We start from the raw sequence: 22,077 nt of genomic DNA, 5'->3' as shown, positions 1-22,077 counted from the left end.
CCCCGCCCCTTCCCGAAACTGGGGGCTGCGCCCCCAGGCCCCCGCCAGGGGGTGGTGGGTGACGCTTCGTGTCGCGGCTGCGGATGCGTCGTGGCTGGTTGCGCAGTTCCCCGCGCCCCTGAAGGGGCGCTCCCCGAACCGCCAGCAACAAAGCTCACCAGCCACAACGCACCCGCAGCTTCCGACCGCGCCCTCAGCGGAGCGTTACGCCTCGCTCGGCCCACCCGGCTTACGGTGTCGGCCCCGAGGCGTCGCCTCGTCGTCCGACGCCGAGACGGGCCCCCGGTGCCGCCCACGCCCACCGTCGACAGGCTGGGACATCGCCATCCGCGGATCCCGCGAATCGCTCCCCGCCACACGTGGATCCGTGGCCGTGTTACTTACCTCGTTCATGTAGAAATTCACCCCGTTGACAAGATCCTTCTTTGGAACGCGGGCGAGTCTAATAGGCGCTCTTCTGGCCGGTGAGAGGTGGTAGGGGCTACTCGACGGTCACTTCTTCGGCACCCGCCCGCCCGGCGCGAGCCGCCTGCGCCAACCGCCGCCCGGCAAAGGCACTCGAGAGCTTCCGTACGGTGAACGCCGCCACGGGCTCCGAGGAGCCCGGGACATCCGAGGGCTCGGGGGACACGGCGTACTCCACCCCCGCCGCCTCCCCCTCCGCCGGACGCGAGACCAACGACACCTCGTCCACCACCTCCGCAGGCACCACCACCCGCGACACTCCACACGGCAACGCCCCCGTCGAGTACGGCAGTCGAAGCACCCCGTCCCGGGTCCACAACCCAGAACCCGCCAACCACCCCACGGGCGCGGCAAGTTGGTGGACGCGCCGCTCAACGGGCCGCCACACCCCAAGCCAACTGCCCCCGCCGGCGCGAGCGTCACCGTCAGCGCCGGCGACGGCGATCCGCAACGCCACCCCGCACCACTCCGGCGTAAGCATCTGCCCCGGCTGGATGGCAAACGGCGTCACCACATGCTCCCCAAGCCGCAACGAGTCCGGAAAGCGCACCGGAAGCGTGCTCCCCAACACGCCCCAGCCGAGCCGCTCCCGGCCCGGCGACGGCGCGTCCGAGCGGATCAGCAGCAGCCCGCTGTCGGCGTCCGCGAGCAGCAGCCGGTCGTTGCTCTCTTCGGCGATCTGGAGCAGCGGCGACACCTCGCCGTCGCGCTCCAGGTCGACCACGACCGTCTTGGTCCGGCCGTCCAACTCCCGGTCCAGGGCGAGCAGTCGGTCGTCGCCGGACAGCCACACCCCGCCCGAGCAGCGCCCCGGTACCTCGGCGAGCCGCTCGGGCCCGAAGGCGCCGCCCGCCACCAGCCACACCGTGGTGGAACTCCGGCCCACGGCAACGGCGTACGCCCGAAGGCCGCCCGGCGCGGGCGGCAGCAGCCGCAACTCCGTTGTGCCGTCCCGGCATTCCACGGCGCCCAGCGGCACCTCACCGGTCCCCGGCCCGGTGGGATACAGCAGCGCGAACGTGTGCCGCCCCTCCGGCACCCGGTGGATGAGCACCCGCCCGTCCGCCATCGGCTGTACCTCCGTGCCTGGCTCCTCGGGCTGCTTGCCGGGCAGCGGTACGGCGTACGGCTCGGGGCCGTCCAGGGTCCAGCGCTCCGGGAACCAGGCGTCGCCGCGCGGGGCGAGCCGGGCCGCGTAGGACCCGTCGGCGGTGATCACGCAACCTGCTCGTGTCCCGTTCTCTGCGGCGGATTCGATGGCACAGGCCGTCATCGTCTGGGTCACCTCCGGCCATGAAGGTAGTTTTCGTACGCACAGACGGAGCATCGACAGGCAGACGCTTCACACATATGGGTGGCCAACCGGCGATTCGCCTGAGGAAACGAGGGCCGGTGTGCTGGCCGGCTCCCCGGCACCGCCTTCCATGTCTTCCATGCAGGCCGCCCGGCGGCGACCTCCAGCGCCGCCCGGCGTCCGGCCTCTGCCTCCCGGCCCCTGCCTCGACCTTTGCCTCCCTGCCTCTGCCTACGGCGTACGCGGCAGAGGCGGGTAGCCTTTCTTACGTGCCCCGTCTGTCTGAAGTCATCGCCGCGCTCGACTCCCTCTGGCCCCCCGAGAGGTCAGAGGACTGGGACGCGGTGGGCACCGTCTGCGGAGACCCGGATGGCGAGGTCACGCGCGTACTGTTCGCCGTCGACCCGGTCCAGGAGATCGTGGACGAGGCGGTGAAGCTGGCCGCCGACCTGCTGGTCACCCACCACCCGCTGTACCTGCGCGGTACGACGACGGTGGCGGCCTCGACTTTCAAGGGCCGCGTGGTGCACACCCTGATCAAGAACGACATCGCGCTGCACGTCGCGCACACCAACGCCGACCAGGCGGATCCGGGCGTCAGCGACGCCCTCGCCGGGGCGCTGGACATCCGGGTCGTACGGCCCCTCGTGCCGGATCCGACCGACCCCGAGGGCCGCCGGGGCCTCGGCCGCGTCTGCGAGCTGGACCATCCGCTGACCGTTCGCGAACTCGCCGCGCGCGCCGCCGAGCGGCTGCCCGCCACCGCGCAAGGCATCCGGGTCGCGGGCGACGCGGCGGCGCTCGTACGGACCGTGGCGGTCAGCGGCGGCTCCGGCGACAGCCTCTTCGACGACGTACGCGCCGCCGGTGTCGACGCCTTCCTCACCGCGGACCTCCGCCACCACCCCGCGTCCGAGGCCCGCGCCCACAGTCCTCTCGCGCTGCTCGACGCGGCGCACTGGGCCACCGAGTGGCCCTGGTGCGAGCTGGCCGCCTCCCAGCTCGACGAGATTTCCGACCGGAACGGATGGGGACTTCGCGTCCACGTCTCCAAGACGGTCACCGACCCCTGGACCACCCACTCCCCTTCGCTTTCACCTGGAGCCCCCAACTGAACGCCGCGCCCGCCGACCAGATCCGACTTCTCGACGTCCAGGCCCTCGACGTACGCCTTCAACAGCTGGCGCACAAGCGGAAGTCGCTGCCCGAGCACGCCGAGATCGAGTCGCTGAACAAAGACCTCACCCAGCTGCGTGACCTGCTCGTCGCCGCGCAGACCGAGGAGAGCGACTGCGCCCGCGAGCAGACGAAGGCCGAGCAGGACGTCGACCAGGTGCGCCAGCGCGCCGCCCGCGACCAGCAGCGCCTGGACTCCGGCGCAGTCACCTCCCCCAAGGACCTGGAGAACCTCCAGCACGAGATCGCCTCGCTCGCCAAGCGGCAGGGTGACCTGGAGGACGTGGTCCTGGAGGTCATGGAGCGCCGCGAGTCCGCCCAGGAGCGGGTGGCCGAGCTGACCGGGCGGGTCGCCTCCGTCCAGGCGAAGACCGACGACGCGATGGCGCGGCGGGGCGCGGCCACGGAGTCCCTCGACAGCGAGATCGCGACGGCGACGAAGGAACGCGAGGTCATCGCGGCCTCGGTCCCCGCCGACCTGCTGAAGCTCTACGACAAGCTCCGCGGGCAGCAGGGCGGCATCGGCGCGGCCCGCCTCTTCCAGCGCCGCTGCGAGGGCTGCCGCCTGGAGCTCAACATCACCGAGGTGAACGAGGTGAAGGCGGCGGCCCCGGACGCGGTACTGCGCTGCGAGAACTGCCGCCGCATTCTGGTCCGTACGTCCGAGTCCGGGCTGTAGGAGTCCCACATTGGGTGAGTCCGTGCCGGCGGCGGCTCCGAGCGTCGTCGCCTCGGCCGCCGCGCCCGCTGATCTCGGGGCGCCCGTGAGCCTCGTACTGCTGCGGCATGGAGAGACACCGTTGACGCCTCAGAAGCGGTTCTCCGGGAGTGGCGGGAGCGATCCGGGACTGTCGGATGTGGGGCGGGGACAGGCCGAGCGGGTGGCGGAGGCGCTTGCCGGGCGGGGGAGCGTACGGGAGATCGTTTCGTCGCCCCTTGCCCGGTGCCGGCAGACCGCGGGGATCGTGGGCGCGCGGCTCGGGCTGCCCGTGCGGATCGAGGACGGGCTGCGGGAGACCGACTTCGGGGCTTGGGAAGGGCTGACCTTCGGGGAGGTCCGGGAGCGGTTTCCGGAGGACCTGAACGCGTGGCTCGGCTCGGCGGAGGCCGAACCCACCGGCGGCGGCGAGAGCTTCGCGGCCGTGGCCGAGCGCGTGGCCGCAGCCCGGGACAAGCTGCTCGCCGCCCACCCGGGCCGTACCGTGCTCGTCGTCTCGCACGTCACGCCCATCAAGACCCTCGTACGACTGGCCCTGGGCGCCCCGCCCGAGTCCCTGTTCCGTATGGAACTGTCGGCCGCCTCCCTCTCGGAGGTGGCGTACTACGCGGACGGCAACGCGAGCCTGCGCCTGCTCAACGACGCGTCCCACCTGCGCTGAGCGCCGCCGCCTCGCGGGCCAGCGCTTCGATCCGCACCCAGTCCTTCGCGGCGATGGCATCCTCCGGCAGCATCCAACTCCCGCCGACACAGGCGACGTTGGGCAGCGCCAGATACTCGGGAGCCGACGCGAGCCCGATCCCGCCCGTCGGGCAGAACCGCGCCTGCGGCAACGGCCCGGCCAGTGACTTCAGATAGGCGGTACCGCCCGCCGCCTGAGCCGGGAAGAACTTCATCTCCCGCACCCCGCGTTCAAGGAGCGCCACCACCTCGGAAGTGGTGGACACCCCCGGCAGGAACGGCACCCCCGACCCCCGCATCGCCTCCAGCAGTACGTCCGTCCAGCCCGGGCTCACCAGAAACCGCGCCCCGGCCGCCACCGACTCCGTCACCTGCTCCGGCGTCAGCACCGTCCCCGCCCCGACCGTCGCACCCGGCACCTCATCGGCGATCGCCCGGATCGCGGCCGTCGCGGCCGGCGTCCGCAGGGTCACCTCGATCGCGGGCAGACCGCCTGCGACGAGCGCCCGGGCGAGCGGAACGGCGTCGGCGGCGTCCCGTACGACGACCACGGGGACTACGGGGGCGAGATCAAGCACGGAGACGGACATGCTCCACATCGTGCCGTCGCCGAGCAGCATGCGCAAAGACCATTGCGCATGCTGCAATGGTCAGGGTGTTAGTGCATCAATGGACCTCGTCCACCAGCACATCCAGCGCCCACGCCGTCCCCGCCTGCCCGGGCGGCTCCGCCTCCACCTCATATCCGAGGTCCCGCAGCGCCTCCACCAGCTCCGCCGGCCCCTTCGGCGCGGCCCCGGCCAGCAGCAGGCTCCGTACGATCCGGCCCTTCGTCGCCTTGTTGAAGTGGCTGACCACCTTCCGGGTCGGCGCGTGCAGCACCCGCACACTCGCCGTACGCCCCGCCACCTCCCCCTTCGGCTTCCACGCGGCCGTGTACGCCGAGGAACGCAGATCGAGCACGAGCCCGTTCCCGGCGGCCTCGGGCAGAACGGAGGCCATCGGCGTACGCCAGTGCGCGCCCAGCGCCCCAAGTCCCGGCAGCTTCACGCCCATCGAGCAGCGGTACGAGGGAATCCGGTCCGTCACGCGGACCGCGCCCCACAGCCCGGAGAAGACGAGCAGCGAACGCGCCGCCCGCCGCTTGGCCGCCGTATCGAGCGAGGCCAGGTCAAGGGCGTCGTACAGCACCCCGGTGTAGATCTCCCCGGCGGGCCGCGCCCCCGCGGTCCGCAGCACGGCGTTCTTGGCGACCTCGCCCCGCAGCCCCTCGCTCAGCCCGAGTACCTCCCGCGCCTTCTCCTCATCGCCCGCACACAGCTCGGCCAACTCGTCGAGCACCGCCTGCCGAGCCTCGGCCAGCCCCGGCAGCGACAACGACTCCGGCTTCAGCGGCGCGCCCCGCCCGGAGGGAGCCTTTCCTTCGGACGGCGGCAGCAGCACGAGCACGGTGGTTCTCCTTCAATGCGTACGAGGGGCAGGCGCCAGCGTACGCATCTCGCGGATCGCCTGAACGAGTACGTCCGGTTCGTCGGCGTGGAAGCGGATCAGGTGTACGTACCTGGGGCGGCCGAGGAAGGTGAAGTGCCGTATGGATTCGGTGAGTTCGAGGGTGATCGTGGTTTGTGCGCCGACGGCCAGGTCGAGCTCGCCCTCGCGCTTCTCGTGTGTGTAGCGCGTCTCGAGGCGTACGGACGCGATGAGGTCCAGGGGGACGCGGAGATCGACGTGGGCGGCCCGGCGGATGCGCAGGGCGGTGGCGTCCAGGACGTGCGGGCGGCTCACGGAGGCCGCGTGCATGCCGACGACTTGGAGTACGCCGTAGAGGTCGAGGACGAATACGGGCCGCTCGACGGCGGGCCAGGGCCGCAGCAGCACCGCCAGGGCGACCGTCTCGAGCACGCACACGAAGCCGAACCCGAACATCATCGCGCCCTGGCCCCGCACGTATCCGAACGCCCGCCCGCTCCGGGTGCCGTGCCGCCGCCGGGCCGTCCAGAGGGCGATGCTCACGATCAGCCGCAGCTCGTGCGCGGACAGGCGCCGCACGAGTTCGACGGCCCTCACGACCGCCTTCACCGCGCACCGCCCGCGTGGCGCTCCACGAGCAGCCGCATCGTGCGCCGGATGGCCTCCGCCTGCGCGGGCGCGAAGTCGTCGAGGAAGGCCCGCAGGAAGCTCTGCTCCCCGGCCGCTCCCTCGATGCCCCCGATGCCGAGCCCGTCGAGAGCGGAGTCCGGCAGGCAGGAGGCGAGCAGTTCGGCGGCCTCGTCGACGCGGGGGTCGCCGGGGTCGGCGTCCACGAGTGCGTCGAGCAAGGCGTACGCCTCGTGCGCGCGATCCACCGCACCCGGCTCGCCGGCGAAGCTGCCCAGCGCGGACAGCAGCCGCTCCCGCTCCTCTGGGGGCGCGGCAGTGTCCAGCAGGGCGATGATCTCGCGGTCCTTGGCGGCCATGGGGGACTCGGGCCGCCCCTGCGAGCCGTGGTCCAAGTCACCGAAGAGCGTGGCCAGTTCAGGGGACACCGGCCCCTCGACGGGCAGCCGCCCCGCCTCGGCATCGGCCAGCAGGGCCCGCAGCCGAGCCCGCCGCTCCCGGATGGCCTTCTCCTGCCGCGCCAGGTCGTCATCGAGCTCGGCAAGTACCTCGGCGAGGTCGCGCCCCGCATCGTCCGCGAGCACGTCCCGCACCTCGGCGAGCCCGAGCCCCAGCTCGGTCAGCCGCCGGATCCGGGCGAGCACGACGGCGTGCCGCAGCCCGTAGTCGCGGTACCCGTTGGGTCGCCGCTCGGGTTCGGGCAGCAGCCCGAGGTGGTGGTAGTGCCGCAGGGTGCGCGTCGTCACGCCGATGGCCGCGGCCAGCTCTCCGATTCGCATGCGATCAGTAGAAACGTTGCCGTTGCGGCGGGGTCAAGCAGTGGGCTCCGGCGGTGCCTGACGAGGTCGGTGATCGTGTGCCACGATCGAGGGAACAGTTCCCGATCTCACGGACGGGAGATCCCCCGATGTCCGAGCCTGGCGACCGACCGAAGGAGGGGCGTGACATGACTGCCATGGCACACGAGCCGCTCACGCAGGCGGACGTCCTGCTGGAGGGCTTTCTGGCCCTGGACACCCCGGAGGGTTTCCGGGCGGAATTGATCGCGGGGGACATTGTCGTGACGCCGCCGCCGGACGGGGACCACGAGGACTGCATCAGCCTGACCGTGAAGCAGGTGATCAGGCGGTCCCAGACAGAGATGGACTTCTCCGGGAACAAGGGGCTGAAGCTGAAGAGTGGGGGCGACTGCCCGAAGAACCATGTGATCCCGGACGTCACATTCGCCCCGACGGAGCTGCGTCTCTTCCGGGGCGCCGACTCCTGGATGCCCTGCGACGGCGTCGCGATGGCTGTCGAGGTCACGTCCACCAGACCGAAGGCCGACCGCGAGGCCAAGCGCCGTTGCTACGCCCAGGGCGGTATCCCTCTCTACCTGCTCATCGACCGTGAAGTCTCCTCGGTGACGCTGTTCAGCGATCCGGAGGGGAGCGACTATCGCCAGCACTGCACGAAACCCTTCGGTAAGCGCCTCGACCTCCCCAAACCGTTCGGCTTCGACTTGGACACCACGGACTTCCTCTGAGCTGCCGGCGGGCGGGACTGGGGCGGGCCGCACGCCCGGTACCATGGTCGACACGGCAGACGAGCCGGGCGGACGGTCGCGTGGAGGTCCCTGTGGACCTCCCCGAGGAACGTCCGGGCTCCACAGGGCAGGGTGGTGGCTAACGGCCACCCGGGGTGACCCGCGGGACAGTGCCACAGAAAGCAAACCGCCCAGCGTTCAGGCGCTGGGTAAGGGTGAAACGGTGGTGTAAGAGACCACCAGCGCCTGAGGTGACTCAGGCGGCTAGGTAAACCCCACCCGGAGCAAGGTCAAGAGGAGCCGCTTTCCCGAAAGAGAAGGCGACTCTGCGCGGACGCTCGAGGGCTGCCCGCCCGAGTCCGCGGGTAGACCGCACGAGGCCGGTGGCAACACCGGTCCTAGATGGATGGCCGTCTCCCCGGCCGCCGCGAGGCGACCGGGCGACAGAACCCGGCGTACAGCCCGACTCGTCTGCCATCTGGGCTCTGACCTGGTCTTATGGCCTGGTCGGGGCCTTTTGCCGTGTCGGGGCACATCCCGCTTCTACCTGCGAGTTCCTGAACGCCCACCGTACTCCCGCGTTCAACCCCCGCCGCGAGTACGGGGGTTGACGACGTGGCTACTGTGTGAAGACGGCAGCAAAGACCCGCAATGACAACCGATCTACGGCCGCACCCTGCACTGGGCCGTGGAGTGCCAGGTCAAGCCCGGGTGGCCGCCGTGCTGAAGCAAGGAGCGGGAGTTCACGGTGTTGACGGGGCAAACAGAGCGCAGGATGGAAACGCTGAGCGCCCAACTGATCGCCGGCGTGGCGCAGATGGCGCCCGGTGACGATGACGGGATCCTCACCGCCCTGAGTCAGGTACTCGGCGCCATGCGTGGACGTCCGGTGATCCTCAAGCGTGAGGACTTTCCGCTCGACAGCGTCAGTGGCCTGTGGCTGGACATGGCCGACATGGACATCATCGCCGTCCGCCGGGACGCCGTCGACAGCCAGCACGAACTGGTGATCCTGGGGCACGAGATCTGGCACATGACGCAGGGGCACTGCACCGCGCACACCAAGGCGGGCCCGGCGGCCGCCCGCGGCCACAGCAGTACGGCGGGCGCCGTGGACCATGTCGTCGCACGACTCCTCGCCTCCCCAGATGGTCAGCTGGGCGACCTGAGCCCGCGCGAACTCCACTACGCGGCCCGTACCGACTTCCACGCCGAAGACGAGGCGGAGGCAGAGCTGTTCGGCCTCAAGCTCGCCACCGCCATGCGCGAGCACCGCAGGATCCACCGGCGCCCGGACTTGCGCCACGTCGCCGGCCGCATCGAAAACTCCCTCGGACGAGGCCCCTGGGCCTGACGTGGACGGACTGATCTACTACATCGCGGCCGCAGTCCTGTGGGCCGGATTCGCAGCGCAGCTGCCCGGCCTGTGGCACCACCGGCGCGACCCACTCAAGCGCGCACTGTGCGCCGTCATCTTCCTCGCCGGCGGCTGCTTCGCGCTCGGAGCCCCGTCCACCATCGCCGCCATCAACCGCCTCACCGGCGTACCCAACGCCGCGGCACCCGTGACCTACGCCGCGCTGAACGCCTTCAGCGCCTTCTCCCTCGTCCTGATCGTGCACTGGCGCGGCGGCGACCCCGACCGCATACGGCGCCTCTCCCGAGGCTGGCTTGCCACGTACACCGTGGTCATCGCTGTGCAGCTGGTCCTCTTCGCGGCCGGGGACGCACCCTTCGAACGGCGCACGACGTTCGACACGTACTACGCCACCACCCCGTACATCCGCGAGATGATCGCCCTCTATCTGGTGGCCCACATGGCGGCCGCGTTCACCACGACCATCCTGTGCTGGCGCTGGACCCGCCACATCACCGGATGGACCCGCACGGCCCTGACCCTGCTCGCCCTGGGCTGGCTGTGCACCAGCACGTACGGCGTGGCCAAGCTCGTCGCCGTCGCCGCCCGTTGGACCGGCCACGACTGGGCCGCGCTCAGCACTCGCCTCGCCCCGCTCCTGGTCGCCATCGGTTCCGCCCTCATCGCCGCCGGCTACATCGTGCCGCTGCTCGGCCCGCGCCTCGACAGTGCCCTCGCCCTTCTCCGCCTCGGCCCGCTTTACCGGCTCCTGGTCGGCGAGAGCGGCAAGCGGTACCAGGTAGCACTGTCCTGGCGCTCCCTGGGCGACGTCGAACTCCAGCTCACCCAGCGCACCACGGCCATCCACGACGGACTCAAACGTCTGTCCGCCCACTTCGACCCCCAAGTCCGCGCCCGCGCCTACGACATGGCCATTGCCGGCAGCCACAGCCCGGCAGAGGCCGAGGCCATGGGCGCCGCGGCCATGGTCGCCGTCGCAGCGTTCTCAGCCACCCCACGCCCTGAACCACACACCACTCCGACAGGCCCGAACCGAGCAGCCATCGAGGCCGTAGCCGCGCTCACCGGCCCGGCCAACTCCGACCCGTACGCCGACCGGCCGACCCTGGACACCGACCAGAACTCGCTCATCCGCCTGTCGCAAGCCGTGGGCGCGCCGATCGTCGACGCGGCGGTCCGCGCCCAGAGAGCAGAGAAGCAGGACGCGTAATCGGTCGACGCCCGGCACGCCGTCACATCTGGCACGGCAGGCCCAGACAACACACTCCAGCAGCGCGATAGCCTGACCCCCACCCTGTTCAGGACACGCCAAACTGAGACGGCCGCCCGGAGGCAGTGCACGCCCGATGAACGGCGACTTCATCTTCTACCTCTCCGGCGGATTGTTGCTGCTGGCCTGCCTGTTGAAACTGCCCGCCCTCCTGCGCGCCCGCGGCCGGGACTGGCTGCTCTCCTCCATCTGCGCGCTGCTGCTGGTCGGCGGCGGCGTGCTCATCACCGCCGCACCGAGCAGCGTCGTCTTCCTGCGCCGCGTCACCGGCGTCACCAACCTGGCCGCTCCTGTCGTCTACATCCTGCTGACCGCCTTCTCCGCCGCGTCGATCGTGCTCGTCCTGCACTGGCGCGGTGGGCCGGACGTGGCCCACACGCGTCGCCTTTCCCGCATCACGATCGTCACGTACGGCATCATCTGCGCCCTGATCGCCGTCCTGTTCGCGCTGGGTGACACACCGGTCGAACGCGTCACGGACTTCGACACGTACTACGCCACCACCCCGTACATCCGCGAGATGATCGTCCTGTACGTCACCGCGCACGCCGTGGCCTCCCTGACCGCCGGCCGCCTGTGCTGGCGCTGGTCGCACGACGTCGACGGCATGCTCCGGGTCGGCCTGCGCGTGCTGGCGGTGTGTTACCTGATGCACTACGGCGTCTACGATCCCGCCGTAGCCGGCGCTGTCGTGGCCCGCTGGGCGGGCTACGACTGGAACTTCCTCATCGACGTCGCCCGCGCCATGACCGCGCCCAGCGCCGCCCTGGGGGCCATCGGCGTCATCCTTCCCCTGCTCGGCCGCCGCAGCGAGGACGCCATCCGCTACTGGCAACTCGCCCCGCTGGCCCGGGCCGTACGCCCGGTCCAAGGAGCCCCCCATCCCGCCCCGCTGCCCCTGCCACGCTGGAAGCCGGCCCTGCGCCTGCGGCTCACCCAGCGCCAGACGTATATCGCCGACCGGATCGTGACCTGCCGCTGCCACTTCGACGCGCATGTCCAGGACCAGGCCCGTTCCGCAGCTCTGGCCCACCGTGTCACGGAAGGCGAAGCCACCGTCATCGCCGACGCCGCCATGATCGTGGCCGCCGTCGAACGGCACCTCCAGGCCAACAGCCAGGCACCGCGGGACGGATCACCGTTCGGCGTGGACGGCCATGCCGCCTACACCAGTGACCTGACTCAGATATCGCGAGCCTTGCGTTCCCGCATCGTCAAGGACGCCCGCCGCCGCGCCCGCCTCGAGAGCGCTCGCGCCTGAACAGCCCGGCCTTCCTCACGACGTCTGGCAGTCGGGCACCGCTGCCCAACTCACCCCGGTCGAGCCGTTCGCACGGGAACCACCAGCCTCTGTACGACGCCCGTGCCACAGACAGGATTGCGCCGCATCGGGTGGGGTCAGGCCGGAGGGGCGGTGAGAGAGCGGAGGACCGCACGTTCCTCGGCGGTCAGCGGCGGTCCGCTCAAGGGCGGGAGTACGGGCCCGTTCAGGGTGGCCAGCAGCAGCGCGGGGTGCAGCAGCCGCAGGGCATCCCCCTGGAGGGTGGTGACCCGGCACATGGCCGCGGTCACGCGGTACGAGCTGGTGGCCACCCGGGTCATCCGCCGCGTGTAGCCGGTCAGGATCCGGTCCGCGGCCGTGGGCGACTTGCCGCGTACGCCCGGAAACCACTGGTCCTGGGAGGTGGACATGGTCCACGCGGCGTTCACCACGCGGGCGGCCGCCCGCTGGACCCGGCGGGACAGGCCGGGAGCGGTGATGCCGGTCTTGGCCAACTCCCGGCTGAGGGCCTGCGCACCGAGGGCGGCGACGGACATGCCCTGCCCGTAGACCGGGTTGTAGGTGGCAACCGCGTCGCCGAGCGCCACCACCCCCTCCGGCCACACCTTGGCCTTCTCGAAGTACCGGCGCTCGTTGCGGGTGCTGCGGCTGAGTGTGACATCGGTGAGCGGCTCGGCACGGGAGATGAGCCGGCCGATGATCGGATGACGCAGGCCGAGCGCGAAGCGTACGAAGTCTTCCGAGTCGGCGGTGGGTTCACCGCCGCGGGTGCCCCCCAGGCTGACCAGCCAGCGGCCACCCTCGATCGGCATGAGGAGCGCCGAGCGTCCAGGCTGTGCGGCGAAGGGATCCGCGGTCACCTGGGTCAGGGGAAAGGCTTCCGCCCCCTCCGGAGTGCGGTAGATGCGGCTGGCATAGACGAGCCCGGAGTCGACCTCGTCCGTCGGGACGCCGGCGATGCCCAGCTCGGCGAGCCAGTGCTCCAGGCGTGATCCGCGTCCGCTCGCATCCACGACCAGGTCCGCGAAGAGGTCTTCCTCCTGGCCGTCGACGGCGACCCGTACGCCGGTGACCCGTTGTGCCGTGCCCAGGAGACCGATGGCCTGAGCGGGGCGTATCTGAACGCCGGTGCTGCCCAGCACGGCGTCGCGTACGGTCGCGTCCATCAAATCGCGGCTGCAGACAATCAGGGGGTAGCTGGCATGCCGCCAGCGCCGGTACCAGCCCTCCGGACCGAGCGTCACGAGGCCGGAGGTGAGGGCCATTTCGCGAGCGCCCGCAGCGAGCAGCCGCTTGCGCACACCCCCGTCGGGCACTAAATCCTCGATCGCATCCCGGCCGCTGGGCAGGAGAATGTGAGCGTGCCTGCCCTGCGGCAGCCCCTTGCGCGCCTGGGGAGAGGTCGGCAGGTGGTCACGCTCCAGCACAGTCACCGTGCCCACGACCCTGGACAGGGCCGCAGCCGCGAGCATGCCCGCCATGCTCGCACCGATGACGACTGCACTACGCGACATAGGCCCCCCACTCTCCCTGGAAGTCTCACCGTACTTTCACGCACGGTGATCACAACAGGAGATCAAGACAGACGGCAGGCGGCCTGCAAGGGTATTTGAGTCATCTGCCCGTTGGAGATGAGTACCGCGAGGGTGACCAGTCCCCTGTCACGACGCGAGAGGCCGTCGTCGTTCCACAGTTGCTGGACCTGTTCCCTGTCGCTTTCCGCTGAGGTACTGGTCGTCGGTGACGGGTTCCAGCCAGTGCACGTTGGTTCCGTCGACGGCGTAGGTGACGGCGGTGTGGGCCATCGCGCTGTCGAGGGTCGCTCCGTGCCAGTGCTTGACACCCGGCGCGATCCAGATGACGTCACCTTCGTGGACGGTGATGCGCTTCTTGCCCCATTCCTGCACCCATCCGGTGCCCTCGGTGATGATCAGGCGCTGCCCGTCGGGATGGGTGTGCCAGACGGTCCGGGCGCGCTCCGAGAACCGCACGTCGGAGGCGCCTTCCGAGTTCTCGTCGCCTGTGTACAGGGGCTGGATCGAAACCTCACCGGTGAAGTTGTCCGGAGCGCCCGCCGTGCTCTCTCGGTCCTTGTCACGTGACACGACGATCCCCGGATCCGAGGACGTCTTCACGGGCTCGGCCGACGCGGCCCGCGCAGTGGCGGCGCCGGCGGCAGGTCCGGAGTCCGTCGCACCTCCGGTGAGCAGGAGCGCGGAGCCCGCGACACCGGCGAGCACGGCTGCTCCGGTTCGTTGATGGGCCTTTGTCATCGCCACATTCCAATCTGTGTGGGGTTGGTGGGATCAGCCGACGTGTCCGAAGGCCGGTGGGTGAGCGGCGGGGGCCGGACCGCTATCGGCGTTCAGCCCCCGGGTTTGGGTCAGGGCGTGAGGAGGGCCTTGATGGCGCGGCGCTCGTCCATCGCCTTGTAGCCCTCGGCGACCTGCTCCAGGGGCAGGGAGAGGTCGAAGACCTTGCCCGGATTGATGCGGCCGTCGAGGACCCGCTGGATGAGGTCGGGCAGGAAGTCGCGTACCGGAGCCGGGCCGCCGCGCAGGCCGACGTGGGAGAAGAACAGCTCCTGGCCGTCGATCGCCACGTCGTGCGGGACGCCGACGAAGCCGACGTTGCCGCCGGGCCGGGTGGAGCGCAGGGCCTGCTGCATGGCCTCGGGGGTGCCGGCGCACTCCAGGACGGAGTCGGCGCCGACACCGTTCGTCAGGTCCTTCACGCGGGCGATGCCTTCTTCGCCGCGCTCGGTGACGATGTCGGTGGCGCCGAACTCCAGGGCCAGCTTCTGCCGCGACTCGTGCCGGCTCATGGCGATGATCCGCTCGGCCCCGAGTTCCTTGGCGGCGATGACGCCGCACAGGCCGACCGCGCCGTCTCCGACGACGACGGCCGTGGAGCCGGGCCTGACCTCGGCGGCGACGGCGGCGTACCAGCCCGTGCCCATCACGTCGGAGACGGCGAGCAGGCTGGGCACGAACTCGTCGGCGGGCAGATCGGGGGTGGCGACGAGTGTGCCGTGCGCGTTGGGGATACGGACGTACTCGGCCTGACAGGTGCTCATGAACTCGCGGCGAGCGCAGTTGGACTGGTAGCCCGCCCGGCAGTTCGGGCAGGTGTTGTCCGAGGTGGCGAAGGAGCCGACCACGAACTGTCCCGGCTTCACCGAGGAGACCTCGCCGCCGACGTCCTCGACGATGCCGACGTACTCATGGCCCATGGGATGGGGTTCGTCGGTGGGTTCGACTCCGCGGTAGGGCCACAGGTCCGAGCCGCACACGCAGGTGACGGCGGTACGGATGATCGCGTCGGTCGGGTTGATGAGCTCGGGCGCGGGGACGTCCTCGACACGGATGTCGCCAGGGGCGTGAAGGATGGTTGCGCGCATGGTGCCTTCTCGGTTTAGCACCCGGAATTTCGATGACGTCATTTCGATGACGTCCGGAAAAGAAACCGGCGGGCTGGGGTCGGCTACGGTCGTGCCAATGACCTTGCCAGTGTCGCGCGTGCCCGAAAAGGGGAGAGTTTCATCCTGGGAGCACATCATCCAGGGAGGAAAATCTCCCCCCTTCCCGCCGTTTCAGCGGCGCCATCCGCAGTACGGCCGGGGGGGGCTGAAAGGCATCCTTGGATAAAAACACCGCCCTCACAATGTGATGATTTCATGCGACAGCTACTTGCATGGACAGCGGCGAGCGTTTGAAGGAGCTGGGTGAATTCCTCAAAGCCCGGCGAGCAGAATTGAGTCCGCGTACGGTCGGGCTGCCGGAGACCAGCGCGCCACGGAGAGCGCCCGGTCTGCGACGGGACGAGGTCGCCCGGCTGGCCGGGCTCAGCGGCCTTCACTACACCCGCCTCGAGCAGGGGCGCGCAGGGCCGTCGGCGGCCGTGCGCGCGACGCTCGTCCGCGTCCTGCACCTGAACGACGAACAGCGGGATCACCTGTTCGCCCCTCGCCTGGAACCCGTTGGCCGCCGCCCTGTTCACCGACTTCTCCCAAATGCCGGGGAAAAAGCGGAACTTCATCCGGCTCCTTTTCACTGAGCCCGCCGTGAGGGCGCTGTACCCGGACTGGGAGCGCGTTGCCCATGCCTGCGTCACGCAGTTGCGGATGGAGGGCGCCAAGTGCCCTGGAGACGCGCAGCTCGCCGAACTGGTGGGTGAACTGTCTGTGGCTGACGCCGACTTCCGGCGATGGTGGGGTGCCGAGCACGCCACGACACTGAGCGTGGGAACAAAGATCCTGCGACATCCGCTCGCCGGGGAGATCACCCTCGACTGGGACAGCTTCATTTGCACCACCGACGCCGAGCAGCAACTGGTGATCTTGACCGCCGAACCCGGTACGGCATCGCACGACAGCCTGCGCTTGCTCTCGTCCTGGACGGCGCAGCCGGCCGCACGTGCGGCCGACGCCTCCTGACACGTCTGACACCGTCTGACACGTCTTACCGTTTCTGTCGGACCGGGAGTCGACAGCCCGACGCGTGCGTCAGCGGCCGCGAAATTCGTGAATCCTGCATCTTTCCCGTCCGCTGGTCACTGCCCCACACTGTCGTGTTTGTGTTCTGCGGTTTTCCTCTCTCGGGAAACGGAGCCGAATACCCCCTGGGAGAAGAACATCCAGGGAGAAAACTCTCCCTCCCACAACTGATGCCGACGATGCAAGACTGCCCGGCGTGACCAACCGCGGGCCTCGCAGCGCGTGCGAATTTCTCAGTGCCCGGTAGTGATGACGTCACGGGATTCGCCCTGTTCCTGCCGCTGCGCAGGCCAGGAGCCCCGCCCGCCGAGTCCGAAAGCGTATGTATGTCTTCCACTGAGTTCACCGAGCCAGACGTTCCGCCCCCCACCGACTCCGCCGATTCCACCGAGTCGCCGACAGCGCCGACCCGACGCACTTTCATCGCCACGACCACTGCCGTCGGTGGTGCCGTCGTCGCCGGCGGCTTCATCACCGGATCGACTTTCATCGATGCGGAGGGCGCGGAAGCCGGCGAGGCCGCACCCTCCAGCCGCGTCTCGCTGACGGTGAACGGCTCTCGGCGAACCGTCACGGTCGACAACCGGACCTCGCTCCTCGACTTGCTGCGCGAGCACCTGGACCTGACCGGCTCCAAGAAGGGCTGCAATGCCGGGGCCTGTGGTGCGTGCACGGTGCTGGTCGACGACCGGCGCGTCAACTCCTGCCTGACCCTGGCGGCGCGTTTGGAGGCTGCTGAGGTCACCACGATCGAGGGCTTGGCCGACGGCGACGAACTGCACCCGCTGCAGCAGGCGTTCATCGAGCAGGACGCGTTCCAGTGCGGCTACTGCACGCCCGGCCAGATCGTCTCCGGCGTCGGCTGCATCAAGGAGGGCCACACCGGTTCCCCGGAGGAGATCCGGGAGTGGATGAGCGGCAACATCTGCCGCTGCGGCTGTTACGTGAAGATCGTGCGCGCGGTCGAACAGACCGCGGGCCGGAAGTGAGGATCGGCCGCCATGTATCCCTTCTCCTACACCAAGGTCTCCGACACCCGTGAGGCTGTCAACGCAGCCCGGAACGGGGGACGTTACATCGCCGGGGGCACCACCCTGGTCGACCTGATGCGCGAGACCGTCGAGCGCCCCGAGACGCTGGTCGACATCACCGGCCTGCCGCTGCGCGAGGTCACCGTCACCGAGCGCGGGGGCCTGCGCATCGGTGCGCTGGTGAGCATGGCCGAAACGGCCGCGAACCGGAAGGTCCGCACCCTGTACCCCGTCGTCTCCGAGTCGCTGGAGCTGAGCGCCTCGGCCCAGCTGCGGAACATGGCGACCATCGGCGGCAACATCATGCAGCGCACCCGGTGTACGTACTTCCGTGACGTGAGCGCCGACTGCAACAAGCGCGACCCCGGCTCCGGTTGTGCCGCGCTGAAGGGCGTCAACCGTACGCACGCCATCCTCGGTACGTCCGACGACTGCGTGGCCACGCACCCGTCCGATGTGGCCGTGGCGTTCGCGGCACTGGAGGCGCAGGTGCAGCTGCTGGGGCCGGAGGGGGAGCGCCACGTCCCCTTCGCCGACTTCCTGCTGAAGCCCGGCAGCACCCCGAACCGTGAACAGGCCCTGCGCCAGGGCGAGTTGATCACCGCTGTCGAGATTCCCGCTCATCCGCGCCCGCTGAAGTCCGGCTATCTGAAGGTGCGCGACCGGCAGTCGTACGAGTTCGCCCTCACGTCCGCAGCCGTCGCGCTGCACATACGCGGCGGAGTGATCCGGGACGCGTACGTCGCCGCCGGGGGAGTGGGCACCGTCCCGTGGAAACTGCCCGCCGTCGAAGAAGCCCTCGTCGGTGAGCGTCCCTCTGACCGGCTGTGGGCCGGGGCCGCCGACCGCGCCGCCGACGGGGCCCGGCCGCTCCAGCACAACCGGTTCAAGGCCGAGTTGCTCCAGCGCACCGTCGAACGCCAGCTGCGTACCGTAGGAGACAGCACATGAGCCCCCAGCCGCAGGCAGCCGTCGGCGCACCGCTCTCCCGGGTGGACGGGCGGCTGAAGGTCACCGGCCAGGCCAAGTACGCCGCCGAACACGACATCAAAGGCGCCGTACACGCCGTGATCGTCGACGCGAGCATCGGGCGCGGCCGTATCACCTCCATCGATGCCGGTGACGCCGAGAAGCACCCGGGTGTGCTGCGGGTGATCCACCACCGCAACGCCCCGAAGCTGCCGTACCGCGACAACCCCGGCTCCAACAACCCTCCGGGGGGCCGACGGCTGCGGGTCTTCCAGGACGACCGGGTGCTCTTCCACGGCCAGCCGGTCGCCGTCGTGGTCGCCACCACCCTGGAGGCCGCCCAGCACGGCGCGAGCCTGGTCAAGGTCGAGTACGACGCCGAGCAGCCCTCGACCGACCTCGCCGAGGCCGAGCCGGGCGAGCCGACGAACTACGCGCGCGGTGACGCGGAAGCCGGCCTGCGCGACGCTGCCGTACGCCTGGACCTGACCTACCAACTGGCGCGCAACCATCACAACCCGATGGAGCCGCACGCCACCCTCGCCCGCTGGGACGGCAACAAGCTCACCGTCTGGGACAAGACGCAGTGGGTGATGGGCACGCACGACGAGCTCGCCGCCGTGTTCGGCCTGCCCGCGGATGCGGTGCGGGTCATCAACCCATTCGTCGGCGGCGGTTTCGGCAGCGGACTGCGCTGCTGGCCGCACACCACCGTCGCCGCCCTGGCCGCGCGGGAGACGAAGCGCCCGGTCAAGCTGGTGCTCAGCCGCCGGCAGATGTACTTCGGCACCGGCTACCGGCCGTCGTACGCGTACCGGCTGCGCCTCGGCAGCGACCGGCGCGGCCGGCTGACCGCGGCCATCCACGGCATCGACGCGGAGACCTCGTCGTACGAGACGTTCACCGAGGCCATCATGGGCGCCGGGCAGATGACGTACAGCATGCCCAACGTCAGCCAGGCGTACAGGACCGTGCCGCTGGACGTGAACACCCCGATCTGGATGCGCGGCCCGGGCTTCGCCACGGCCTCGTTCGCGATCGAGTCGGCCATGGACGAGCTCGCGGACCGGCTGGGCATCGACCCGATCGAGCTGCGCCGGCGCAACGAGCCGGACGAGGACGAGTCGAACAACCTGCCGTTCTCCACCCGGCGGCTGCGGGAGTGCTACACGGTCGGCGCCCGTGAGTTCGGCTGGCAGCGGCGCTCGTCCCGGCCGCGTTCGCGGCGCGAGGGCGACTGGCTGATCGGCCTGGGCATGGCCGCCGGTGTGTACGACCCCGGGCGTTTTCCGGCGGAGGCCCGGGCCCGCCTGGATGCCGACGGCACCGCTGTGGTCGAGTCGGCCACCAGTGACATGGGGCCAGGTACGTACACCGCCCAGACCCAGGTCGCCGCCGACGCCCTCGGGCTGACCATGCGCACGGTGACCTTCCGTCTCGGCGATTCGCTGTATCCGCAGACCGGTCCCCACGGCGGCTCGGCGACCATGGCCAGCGTCGGCACCGCCGTCGTCGACGCCTGCGACACGGTCCGGCAGGAGGCGATCAAGCTGGCCGTCGAGGACCGCGATTCGCCGCTGTACGGCGTGGACGCCGGCGATGTGGTGGTGCGCGGCGGACGGCTGCATGTGAAGGGCAACCCGGCGCGCGGTGAGACGTACCATCGGCTGCTGGCCCGCAACGACCGTTCCCACCTGGAAGCACGCGGCTCCTACGCCGGGCCGCCGACTCCCGAACGGCGCTCCTACCACGCCTACGGCGCCGTCTTCACCGAGGTGGGCGTCGACGCCCACCTCGGTCTGGTACGGGTGCGGCGCATGCTCGGCGTGTACGACGCCGGACGCATCATCAGCCCCAAGCTGGCGGACAGTCAGGCGATCGGCGGGATGGTCGGAGGTATGGGCGCGGCCCTCCTTGAGCACACGGTCACCGACCACCGCGACGGCCGGATCGTGAACGCCAACCTCGCCGACTACCTCGTCCCCGTCAACGCCGACGTCCCCGACGTCAAGGCCATCTACCTCGACGGGGAGGACAACGACGGCAACGCGCTCGGGGTGAAGGGGCTCGGCGAGGTCGTCCAGGTGGGTGTGGCGGCCGCGATCGCCAACGCGGTCTTCAACGCCACCGGCCGACGTGTCCGTGAACTGCCCATCACGGCCGAGGCGTTGCTCTGAGCAGGGGGCTTCTGACGGATCTCCGTGGAGGAAGGAGCGGCGTTCGGTGCGTGCGATCGGCGTGCGGTGTGAAGGGTCATGTGGCGGAGCCACCTGTCCCTTCGCGCCGTGCGGCGAGCGTGCGTGCCGGGCGTCGCGACGCCGCGGAGATCCGTCAGAAGCCCCCTAGGCCCGATACGAGCCCCCGGGCGGTTGGTTTCGTGGTGAGACGGCCGCCCGGGGTGCTCACCCGATCGTTCGGCGGCTGACCATGCCCGGCCGCCGGACCCTGGGGCCGCCGCCGTGTCACTCCCGCCGACGACACAGCGGCGGCCCACCTCCCAAGCCGTCCCACTCCAAGAATCGTCGTCCCCAGTCGTCCCCAGTCGTCCCCCGTCGTCTCACCCGGATCACACGGAGACCCGCCCATGCTGAACATCGCGGACACACTCCACCGCTGGTGCCGCGAGGCACGCCCCTTCGCCCTGGCCACCGTCGTGGACGTCACCGGCAGCGCACCCCTGCCCGTCGGTACGTCGGTCGCGGTCGACGAGGACGGTAACGCGGTCGGCAGCATCTCCGGCGGCTGCGTAGAGGGCGCGGTCTACGAACTGTGCCGGCAGGTGCTCCGAGACCGCGGCGCCCCGCAACGCGCCTGGTTCGGGTACTCCGACGACGACGCCTTCGCCGTCGGCCTGACCTGCGGCGGCGAACTCGACATCCTCGTCCGGCGCGTCGATCCCGCCGCGGATCCCCATCTCGCCACCGCCCTGGACGACATCGTCCACGACAGGCCCACCGCCGTGGCGCAGGTGGTCGACGGCCCCCACGACCTGGTGGGCCGCATGCTCTGCGTCCTTGCCGACGGCACCGCCTCCTACGGAACCCTGGACGGAGGACCGACGGACCGCGCGGTGACCGCACAGGCGGGCGCCCTGCTCCGGTCCGGCCGTACCGCCCGCGTCGAACTGGGCGGCGACGCCGACACCTGCCCGGACCGGCTGTCCGTCCTCGTCCACGTGGCCGCGTCCCGCCCCCGCATGCTGATCTTCGGCGCCGTCGACTTCGCCGCCGCGCTCAGCCGTGCCGGGGCCTTCCTGGGCTACCGGGTCACCGTGTGCGACGCCCGGCCCGTCTTCGCCACCGCGGCCCGCTTCCCGGACGCGGACGAGGTCGTCGTCGACTGGCCCCACCGCTACCTGGCGGGCGCCGCCGTGGATACCCGTACCGCCGTCTGCGTCCTCACCCACGACGCCAAGTTCGACGTACCCCTGCTGCGACTCGCCCTCGACCTCCCCGTCGGCTACATCGGCGCGATGGGATCCCGCCGCACCCACGACGAACGCCTGCGCCTCCTGCGCGAGTCGGGCGTATCCGAGGAGCAGCCGGCCCGGCTGCGTTCCCCCATCGGCCTCGACCTCGGCGCACGTACGCCGGAGGAGACGGCCGTCTCCATCGTGGCGGAGATCATTGCCTCCGCCAACCTCGGCAGCGGCCTGCCCCTCTCCCGGGGAACAGGCCCGATCCACCGTCCGATGCC

The 22,077-nt window shown here is 70.4% G+C and carries 18 protein-coding genes, 1 other RNA gene and 2 pseudogenes; 13 read left to right on the top strand and 8 right to left on the bottom strand.

From position 1 onward, the window contains the following. Positions 1-481 precede the first annotated feature (481 nt). A complete protein-coding gene (locus G6048_RS35725; protein ID WP_235990794.1) occupies positions 482-1,738 on the bottom strand; it encodes a hypothetical protein in 1,257 nt (418 codons plus the stop codon). 290 nt (positions 1,739-2,028) lie between these two features. On the opposite strand from G6048_RS35725, the gene G6048_RS35720 reads away from it, so the two are divergent. The 3 genes and pseudogenes from G6048_RS35720 to G6048_RS35710 all read left to right on the top strand — a co-directional run. Beyond that, a complete protein-coding gene (locus G6048_RS35720) occupies positions 2,029-2,874 on the top strand; it encodes a Nif3-like dinuclear metal center hexameric protein (protein ID WP_165343748.1) in 846 nt (281 codons plus the stop codon). Continuing rightward, positions 2,871-3,614 (top strand): zinc ribbon domain-containing protein, encoded by a 744-nt coding sequence (locus G6048_RS35715; RefSeq protein WP_206342537.1) that lies wholly within the window; start codon positions 2,871-2,873, stop codon positions 3,612-3,614. The genes G6048_RS35720 and G6048_RS35715 overlap by 4 nt, the downstream gene beginning before the upstream one ends. A 52-nt stretch (positions 3,615-3,666) precedes the next feature. Beyond that, positions 3,667-4,314: pseudogene (locus G6048_RS35710) on the top strand (histidine phosphatase family protein); the annotation flags it as partial. On the opposite strand, the gene eda reads toward G6048_RS35710, so the two are convergent. The 4 genes from eda to G6048_RS35690 all read right to left on the bottom strand — a co-directional run bounded on the left by eda (position 4,289) and on the right by G6048_RS35690 (position 7,210). Continuing rightward, positions 4,289-4,933 (bottom strand): bifunctional 4-hydroxy-2-oxoglutarate aldolase/2-dehydro-3-deoxy-phosphogluconate aldolase, encoded by a 645-nt coding sequence (gene eda / locus G6048_RS35705; protein ID WP_165343749.1) that lies wholly within the window; start codon positions 4,931-4,933, stop codon positions 4,289-4,291. The pseudogene G6048_RS35710 and the gene eda overlap by 26 nt on opposite strands. Before the next feature lie 67 nt (positions 4,934-5,000). After that, positions 5,001-5,783 carry a peroxide stress protein YaaA gene (gene yaaA / locus G6048_RS35700; protein WP_165343745.1) on the bottom strand — a complete coding sequence of 261 codons (783 nt, stop codon included), beginning with the start codon at positions 5,781-5,783 and terminating at the stop codon, positions 5,001-5,003. Positions 5,784-5,795: 12 nt separating this feature from the next. After that, positions 5,796-6,401 carry a hypothetical protein gene (locus G6048_RS35695; RefSeq protein WP_165343744.1) on the bottom strand — a complete coding sequence of 202 codons (606 nt, stop codon included), beginning with the start codon at positions 6,399-6,401 and terminating at the stop codon, positions 5,796-5,798. Between the two features lie 8 nt (positions 6,402-6,409). Continuing rightward, entirely contained in the window at positions 6,410-7,210 is an 801-nt protein-coding gene (locus G6048_RS35690) for a MerR family transcriptional regulator (protein WP_165343743.1), read from the bottom strand. A 167-nt stretch (positions 7,211-7,377) separates the two neighbouring features. Between G6048_RS35690 and G6048_RS35685 the strand changes: the two genes are divergently transcribed. The 5 genes from G6048_RS35685 (at position 7,378) to G6048_RS35665 (ending at position 11,865) form a co-directional block, all read left to right on the top strand. Next, complete coding sequence (locus tag G6048_RS35685; RefSeq protein ID WP_165343742.1) at positions 7,378-7,956, top strand: Uma2 family endonuclease; 579 nt, start codon at positions 7,378-7,380, stop codon at positions 7,954-7,956. A gap of 60 nt (positions 7,957-8,016) precedes the next feature. Then, positions 8,017-8,430, top strand: an RNA gene (gene rnpB, locus G6048_RS35680) — RNase P RNA component class A. Between the two features lie 301 nt (positions 8,431-8,731). Beyond that, on the top strand, positions 8,732-9,310 hold the full coding sequence (locus G6048_RS35675; protein ID WP_165343741.1) for a toxin-antitoxin system, toxin component: 579 nt from the start codon (positions 8,732-8,734) through the stop codon (positions 9,308-9,310). A gap of 1 nt (position 9,311) precedes the next feature. Next, positions 9,312-10,544 carry an MAB_1171c family putative transporter gene (locus G6048_RS35670; protein WP_165343740.1) on the top strand — a complete coding sequence of 411 codons (1,233 nt, stop codon included), beginning with the start codon at positions 9,312-9,314 and terminating at the stop codon, positions 10,542-10,544. 136 nt (positions 10,545-10,680) lie between these two features. Further along, positions 10,681-11,865, top strand: coding sequence for a DUF6545 domain-containing protein (locus tag G6048_RS35665; RefSeq protein WP_165343739.1), 1,185 nt, complete (start codon positions 10,681-10,683; stop codon positions 11,863-11,865). Between the two features lie 137 nt (positions 11,866-12,002). Here the strand turns inward: G6048_RS35665 and G6048_RS35660 are convergent, their stop codons facing one another. From G6048_RS35660 to G6048_RS35650, 3 genes are all read right to left on the bottom strand, one after another. Beyond that, complete coding sequence (locus G6048_RS35660) at positions 12,003-13,400, bottom strand: NAD(P)/FAD-dependent oxidoreductase (RefSeq protein WP_165343738.1); 1,398 nt, start codon at positions 13,398-13,400, stop codon at positions 12,003-12,005. 147 nt (positions 13,401-13,547) lie between these two features. Beyond that, positions 13,548-14,159 (bottom strand): (R)-mandelonitrile lyase, encoded by a 612-nt coding sequence (locus tag G6048_RS35655; RefSeq protein WP_165343737.1) that lies wholly within the window; start codon positions 14,157-14,159, stop codon positions 13,548-13,550. Between the two features lie 110 nt (positions 14,160-14,269). Next, positions 14,270-15,286 carry a zinc-dependent alcohol dehydrogenase family protein gene (locus G6048_RS35650; protein WP_165343736.1) on the bottom strand — a complete coding sequence of 339 codons (1,017 nt, stop codon included), beginning with the start codon at positions 15,284-15,286 and terminating at the stop codon, positions 14,270-14,272. Positions 15,287-15,579: 293 nt separating this feature from the next. Between G6048_RS35650 and G6048_RS35645 the strand changes: the two are divergent. From G6048_RS35645 to G6048_RS35625, 5 genes and pseudogenes are all read left to right on the top strand, one after another. Further along, positions 15,580-16,321, top strand: a pseudogene (locus tag G6048_RS35645) (helix-turn-helix transcriptional regulator). A 386-nt stretch (positions 16,322-16,707) separates the two neighbouring features. After that, positions 16,708-17,370 (top strand): (2Fe-2S)-binding protein, encoded by a 663-nt coding sequence (locus G6048_RS35640; protein WP_165343735.1) that lies wholly within the window; start codon positions 16,708-16,710, stop codon positions 17,368-17,370. Positions 17,371-17,382: 12 nt separating this feature from the next. Then, entirely contained in the window at positions 17,383-18,363 is a 981-nt protein-coding gene (locus tag G6048_RS35635; RefSeq protein ID WP_165343734.1) for an FAD binding domain-containing protein, read from the top strand. Then, complete coding sequence (locus tag G6048_RS35630; RefSeq protein WP_165343733.1) at positions 18,360-20,558, top strand: xanthine dehydrogenase family protein molybdopterin-binding subunit; 2,199 nt, start codon at positions 18,360-18,362, stop codon at positions 20,556-20,558. The genes G6048_RS35635 and G6048_RS35630 overlap by 4 nt, the downstream gene beginning before the upstream one ends. Before the next feature lie 407 nt (positions 20,559-20,965). Next, positions 20,966-22,077, top strand: a 1,112-nt coding sequence (locus G6048_RS35625) for an XdhC family protein (protein WP_165343732.1), incomplete at its 3' end; no start/stop codon positions are given.

Origin of the sequence: Streptomyces ureilyticus (genome assembly GCF_011045025.1) — a bacterium.
GTDB classification, from domain to species: domain Bacteria; phylum Actinomycetota; class Actinomycetes; order Streptomycetales; family Streptomycetaceae; genus Streptomyces; species Streptomyces ureilyticus.
This window is presented reverse-complemented; position numbering and strand designations above follow the sequence as displayed.